Below are 5784 nucleotides of genomic sequence, written 5' to 3'. Positions count from 1 at the left end.
CCCTCGCAAGCGGGAGAGGTCGGCGCGAAGCGCCGGGTGAGGGTTCTATCCTCTAGGGAATACCCCATTGCGGAGACACCCTCTCCCCAACCCTCCCCCGCAGGCGAGGGAGGGAGCGCAGCGCCGTCTGGGCTTAGCGCGAAAACACCAGCGTGAGATTGTTCGCTGGCATGTCAATGGTATCGACAAGGCGAAGACCTGCGCCGCGCGCGAGCGCCTCGACATCGGCGATGTCACGCACGCCGCAGTCGGGATTGCCTTCACGCAAGGAGGTGTCGAACACGGCGTTGCTGAGCGCGATGTGCTTGCCGCCGCGCTTGAACGGGCCGTAGAGGAACAGCTTGCCGTCGGTCCGCAAATAGCGGCCGGCGCCGGCGAACAGACCCTCGGCGACGCTCCATGGCGCGATGTGGATGACATTGGCGCAGAACAATGCGGCAAGACTCGACGGTGCCTGCCCGCTTTTCATCTCCGGACACCAGTCCGGATCGGTGAGATCGATCCGCAGCGGCGAGCGGATGTTTTTCAGGCCTGAATGAACACGCCAGGCCTCGATGCTCTTGAGGTGGCGCTGGTTGAGATCGCTGGGCCACCAGATCAGGCCGGGCGTGTGACGGGCGAAGTAGACCACGTGCTGGCCGGTTCCGCTGCCGAGCTCGACCACGTTGCCGGTGCAGCCGGCGAGATGCTTCTCCAGCGCCGCCCAGAGCGGCTCGTGATTGCGATGAAATGCCGGTGCATCGAGCCGACCATCCGACTCGACCCGACCGCCATCCCTGCCGAATTCGACGACATATTCAGCCAAGTGAGGTCCCCTTGAAAAAACGAGAACGCGATGAAAACAGGTTGAGCGCCCAAACGCTCGGGAAACAGCCGGCCCGCGCCACAGCCCTTAACTCTCGGGCCAAATCGGCTGAACAAATAATCTCATTAGTTGCAATGGGGAAGATATTAACTTCATTTTGTCGCGTGCATAGTCTTGATTGTCAGGCGGTGCCCTTTGTGCTTTGGAAACGCTTCTATTTCGCGATCGAGACCATCGATATAACGCCTCGGAATAACGCCGTGACCGCCTTTTCCCGGACGCCCGTTCTGTTCATCTTGCTGGCCATTGCCGCCGGCCTCGCCAGCCCGGCGTGGGCGCAGTCCGCTGTGGCCGACGGCCAGAAACTCGCTTTCGACCGCGGCAAGGGCAATTGCCTGACCTGCCACGTGATCAAGGGGGGCGACCTGCCGGGAACGATCGGGCCGGAACTGAAGGACCTCAAGGCCAAGTACCCCGATCGCAACGAGCTGGCCGCGATCATCTTCGACGAGACCAAGCGCAATCCGCAGACCATGATGCCGCCGTTCGGCCGGAACCGGATTTTGACCGAACAGGAGATCAGCGCGATCGTTGATTTCCTGCAGACCCTGTGACTTCAGGCACGCCACGAGATTTGGTTGGGAGACCCGAGATGACCACACTCACCGGCCCAAGCGCGACGCGGCGCCTGATCCTTCAGGGCGCAGCCTCGGTCGCGCTGCTCGGCCTCGGCAATCTGCCGTTCGGCGCCGCGCCCGCGCGCGCTGCGGCCAACGACAAATATCCCGAAGAGGCCTTCAAGCAGAAGAGCGAGGCGGACGCCATCAAGGCGCTGTACGGCAAAACCGCCGAGCCGTCCGACAAGGTCAAGCTGGACGCCCCCGAGATCGCCGAGAACGGCGGCGTGGTGCCGATCTCGGTGGCGACGACGCTCGACAAGGTCACCTCGATCTCGTTCTTCGTGGCCGAGAATCCCAGCGCGCTGGCCGCGTCCTACAGGATTCCCGAAGGCACGATCCCTGCTGTCGCCAACCGGCTGAAGATGGCCAAGACCACCAACGTCGTTGCGATCGTGGAGGCCGACGGCAAGCTCTACAGCGCGACCAAAGAGGTCAAGGTCACCGTCGGCGGCTGCGGCGGCTAAGCGAGGAAGATCGAGATGGCATCCAGCATTCGCGTCCGCGCCACCGCCAACGGCGACATCACCGAGGTGCAGGCGCTGATTCAGCACCCCATGGATACCGGCTTCGTCAAGGACGCCAAGGGCGAGCTGATCCCGGCGCATTACATCCAGCAGCTGAAATTCGAATGTAACGGCAAGGACGTCTTCGTTGCCGATTGGGGCACCGCGGTCTCGAAGGACCCCTATGTCAAGTTCAGCTTCAAGGGGGCCAAGAAGGGCGACGATCTCAAGGTCTCCTGGACGGATAACAAGGGTGCGTCGGACACGACCACCGCGAAGATTTCGTGATGAAGGCCCGCACCTCCATCCTGCTTGGTTCGTTGAGCGCCGCGCTCGTCGCGTTGGCCCTCACCTCTCCGCGCGTGGTGGCGGCCGACAAGGTCGATCCCGTCGCCGATGCCAAGGCGTTCCAGAACTTCTTCTTCCAGAAGTTTCCGACCGTGAAGCACGAAGATTTCGTCAACGGTCCTTATTCCATGAACGAGGATATGAAGCGGCAGTGGCAGGAGAAGGAGGAATTCCCGCCCTACGAGTTCGCGCTCGACGCCGGCAAGGAAATGTTCGCCACCCCGTTCAAGAACGGCAAGACCTATGCCGACTGCTTCCCGAACGGCGGCATCGGCATCCGTCAGAATTATCCTTATTTCGACGAGAAGGAAGGCAAGGTCGTCACGCTGGAGCTGGCGCTCAACCGCTGCCGCGAGGCCAATGGCGAGGCGCCCTATTCCTACGTCAAGGACGAGATGGCCTCGCTCACCGCCTACATGGCCTTCACCTCGCGCGGCAAGCCGATGGACATCAAGATCCCCGACGATCCTCGCGCGCTTGCGGCATTCGAGAACGGCAAGCGCTATTTCTACACCCGCCGCGGCCAATTGAATTTCTCCTGCGCGAGCTGCCATGTGCAGAGCCCGGGCGAGCGCATCCGCGCCGAGATCCTGGCGCCGGCGCTCGGCATTCTGAACGCGATGCCGATCTACCGCTCCGAATGGAGCGGCATGGGCACGACCAGTCGCCGCTTCGTCACCTGTAACAGCCAGACCCGCGCGGTTCCGCTGGAGCCGCAGGCGGATGAATATCGCGACGTCGAATATTTCCTGTCCTACGTCGCCAACGGCCTGCCGATATCGGGACCGGGAGCGCGGCCATGAAGCGGTCGCTTGCTCTCGCCGTGGTGCTTGCCTTGCCGCTCGCTCTGAGCCTCGCGCCGGCGGCGCGTGCGGCAAACGAGGCGGATTACAAGGCGGCCTATGCCGCCGCCGAGGCCTCCTCCAAGGAGGCCGCCGGCATGCGCAACCAGTGGACCGTGACCGTCTCGACGCTGGCCGCCGCGAAGAAGGCGGCCGATGGCGGCGATTACGACCGCGCCGTGGCCGCAGCCAGGGAGGCCGAGGCGCTGGCGAAAGCGTCGATCTTCCAGGCGATTTCCGAAAAAGAAGCCTGGAAGGCGATGGAAATCCGCTAGACTGTTCGCTTGTGCAACAGCCTTGCGGCCATGAGAGGGCGCGGAGAATTTCTGGATGGCGATCCGCCGCCGCGATTTCCTGAAGAATGCAGGCCTTGCTGCCGCATCGCTCAGCCTGCCTCGGCTTGCGCGCGGTGCTGAGACTGCGAGCATTTACGACCTCGAACGGTTCGGCAATGCGCGCATCCTTCACCTCACCGACACGCATGCGCAACTCAATCCGGTCTATTTTCGCGAGCCCAGCGTCAATATCGGGATCGGCGAGATGGCGGGACGGCCGCCGCATCTGGTCGGCCGCGCCTTCCTCGACCGTTTCGGCATCAGGCCCGACAGCGCGGACGCCTATGCCTTCAGCTGCTTCGAGTTCGAGAAGTCCGCAGGCCGTTTCGGCAAGCTCGGCGGCTTCGCCCATCTGAAGACGCTGATCGACCGCTTGCGCGGCGATGCCGGCGAAAAACACTCCATGCTCGTTGACGGCGGCGATCTCTGGCAAGGCACGGGACTCGCCAACATCATGCAGGGCCGCGACATGGTCGAGGCCGCAAACCTGCTCGGCATCGAGGCGATGACCGGGCATTGGGAATTCACCTACGGCGAGCAGGCGCTGCGCGACAATCTCGCGCGCTTCAAGGGCGAGTTTCTGGCGCAGAACGTCTTTCTCACGGAGGAAGCCGCATTCAACGACGCCCCCGCCTTCGACAAGGCGACGGGGCGCGTGTTCAAGCCCTCCCTGATCAAGGAGCTCGGCGGCCATCGCGTCGCGATCGTCGGCCAAGCCTTCCCTTACGTGCCGATCGCGCATCCCAAACGGTTCACGCCGGACTGGTCCTTCGGCATCCGCGAGGAGGAACTCCAGAAGCATGTCGACCGCTTGCGCGGCACCGACAAGGTCGATGCGGTCATCCTGCTGTCGCACAACGGCATGGACGTCGATCTCAAGCTTGCAAGCCGCGTCACCGGCATCGACGTCATCCTCGGCGGACATACCCATGATGCGATCCCGCAGCCCATCGCCGTGAAGAATGCGAGCGGCACGACGCTCGTCACCAATGCCGGCTCCAACGGAAAATTTCTTGCCGTGCTCGATCTCGCGCTCGAAAAAGGCAAGGTCGGCGACGTCAAATATCATCTACTGCCGGTTTATTCCGAGCTGTTGAAACCCGATCCTGGGATGGCCGAACTGATCGGCCGGTTGCGGGCGCCCTTCGCTAACGACTGGTCGGAAAAGATCGCGACGCCCGATCGCCTGCTGTATCGCCGCGACAATTTCGCCGGCCCGGTCGACGAGCTGATCTGCAGCGCGCTGCGCACCGAGCTCGACGCCGAGATCGCGCTGTCGCCGGGCTTCCGCTGGGGCGTCACCGGGCTGTCCGGCCAGGCGCTGACGATGGAGGATTTGCTCGCGGAAACCGCGATCAGCTATCCCGAGACCTATGTGCAGGAGATGACGGGAGCCCAGATCAAGGACGTGCTGGAAGACGTCTGCGACAATCTCTTCAATACCGATCCCTACTACCAGCAGGGCGGCGACATGGTCCGCGCCGGCGGGCTCAGCTACACCTGTACGCCGACGGCGGCGATCGGCAGCCGCATCTCGGAGCTGAAGCTCAATGGCGGCAAGGCGCTCAGTGCCAGCCACCGCTACAAGGTCGCGGGCTGGGCCTCGGTCAACGGCCAGCAAGGCACGCCGGTGTGGGATGTGGTGGCAAAATATCTGCGGTCGGGCCGGATGTTTCAGGAGCGGCTCGGCTCCGGCGTCACGCTAAAGGGCGTCGAGGGTAATCCGGGCATTGCAGGACAGGGATGATGCGGTCGCAAACCTTGTCAGCGATGCTGCTGGCGCTGCTCGCCTGGGCGGCGGTGATGCCGCCGGCTTTTGCGCAACAGGTGCCGCTGCAGGACAAGCCGTTCGCCGAGCACAAGATCGTGCTGCAGCTCTCCGATGGGGATGCGAGGAAGCAAGCTCTGGTGCTCAGCGTCGCCAACAATTTGCTGAAGGCCTACGACCCCGACAAGGTCGCAATCGAGGTGGTGGCGTTCGGTCCCGGCATCGATCTCCTGTTGTCAGGCAGCGAGCGCCGCAAGCAGGTCGAGAGCCTGATCGCGCAAGGCGTGCGCTTCGACATCTGCCTCAACACCGTCGACACGATCGAGCGTGAGACCGGCAAGCGGCCGGAGTTCATCCCTGCCGCCACGCCGGTGCAGGTCGGGGTCGGGCAGATCCTGTTTCTCAGCGAGAGCGGGTACACATTGGTGCGACCCTGAGCCTTTTGTCGGGGCAAAGCGTCGCGGCACAGTCGGTGTCATCGCCCGCGAAGTGTTTAGACCGGA

General features: G+C 63.3%; 8 protein-coding genes. 7 read left to right on the top strand and 1 reads right to left on the bottom strand.

What is annotated here, in order from left to right; all coding sequences use genetic code 11:
• Positions 1-133: 133 nt before the first annotated feature.
• A complete protein-coding gene (locus FXB41_RS18790) occupies positions 134-805 on the bottom strand; it encodes a DUF938 domain-containing protein (protein WP_219682791.1) in 672 nt (223 codons plus the stop codon).
• A gap of 260 nt (positions 806-1065) precedes the next feature.
• Here FXB41_RS18790 and soxX point away from each other — a divergent pair, with 260 nt between their 5' ends.
• The 7 genes from soxX to FXB41_RS18755 are packed head-to-tail and all read left to right on the top strand — an operon-like array spanning position 1066 to position 5718.
• Positions 1066-1419 (top strand): sulfur oxidation c-type cytochrome SoxX, encoded by a 354-nt coding sequence (gene soxX / locus FXB41_RS18785; protein ID WP_219682792.1) that lies wholly within the window; start codon positions 1066-1068, stop codon positions 1417-1419.
• Between the two features lie 38 nt (positions 1420-1457).
• Positions 1458-1949: a thiosulfate oxidation carrier protein SoxY gene (gene soxY, locus FXB41_RS18780; RefSeq protein ID WP_007598010.1), complete on the top strand. Its 492-nt coding sequence runs from the start codon at positions 1458-1460 to the stop codon at positions 1947-1949.
• 15 nt (positions 1950-1964) lie between these two features.
• Positions 1965-2276, top strand: a complete 312-nt coding sequence (soxZ, locus tag FXB41_RS18775) for a thiosulfate oxidation carrier complex protein SoxZ (protein ID WP_204513134.1) — start codon at positions 1965-1967, stop codon at positions 2274-2276.
• Entirely contained in the window at positions 2276-3139 is an 864-nt protein-coding gene (gene soxA, locus FXB41_RS18770) for a sulfur oxidation c-type cytochrome SoxA (protein WP_007598012.1), read from the top strand. The genes soxZ and soxA overlap by 1 nt, the downstream gene beginning before the upstream one ends.
• Positions 3136-3453, top strand: a complete 318-nt coding sequence (locus tag FXB41_RS18765) for a hypothetical protein (RefSeq protein ID WP_007598015.1) — start codon at positions 3136-3138, stop codon at positions 3451-3453. The genes soxA and FXB41_RS18765 overlap by 4 nt, the downstream gene beginning before the upstream one ends.
• A gap of 55 nt (positions 3454-3508) precedes the next feature.
• Entirely contained in the window at positions 3509-5260 is a 1752-nt protein-coding gene (gene soxB / locus FXB41_RS18760; RefSeq protein WP_219682790.1) for a thiosulfohydrolase SoxB, read from the top strand.
• Positions 5257-5718 carry a DsrE family protein gene (locus tag FXB41_RS18755; RefSeq protein ID WP_007598019.1) on the top strand — a complete coding sequence of 154 codons (462 nt, stop codon included), beginning with the start codon at positions 5257-5259 and terminating at the stop codon, positions 5716-5718. Before soxB ends, FXB41_RS18755 begins: the two co-directional genes overlap by 4 nt.
• Positions 5719-5784: the final 66 nt, after the last annotated feature.

This window comes from Bradyrhizobium canariense, from assembly GCF_019402665.1.
In the GTDB taxonomy this organism is placed as follows: Bacteria; Pseudomonadota; Alphaproteobacteria; order Rhizobiales; family Xanthobacteraceae; genus Bradyrhizobium; species Bradyrhizobium canariense.
This window is presented reverse-complemented; position numbering and strand designations above follow the sequence as displayed.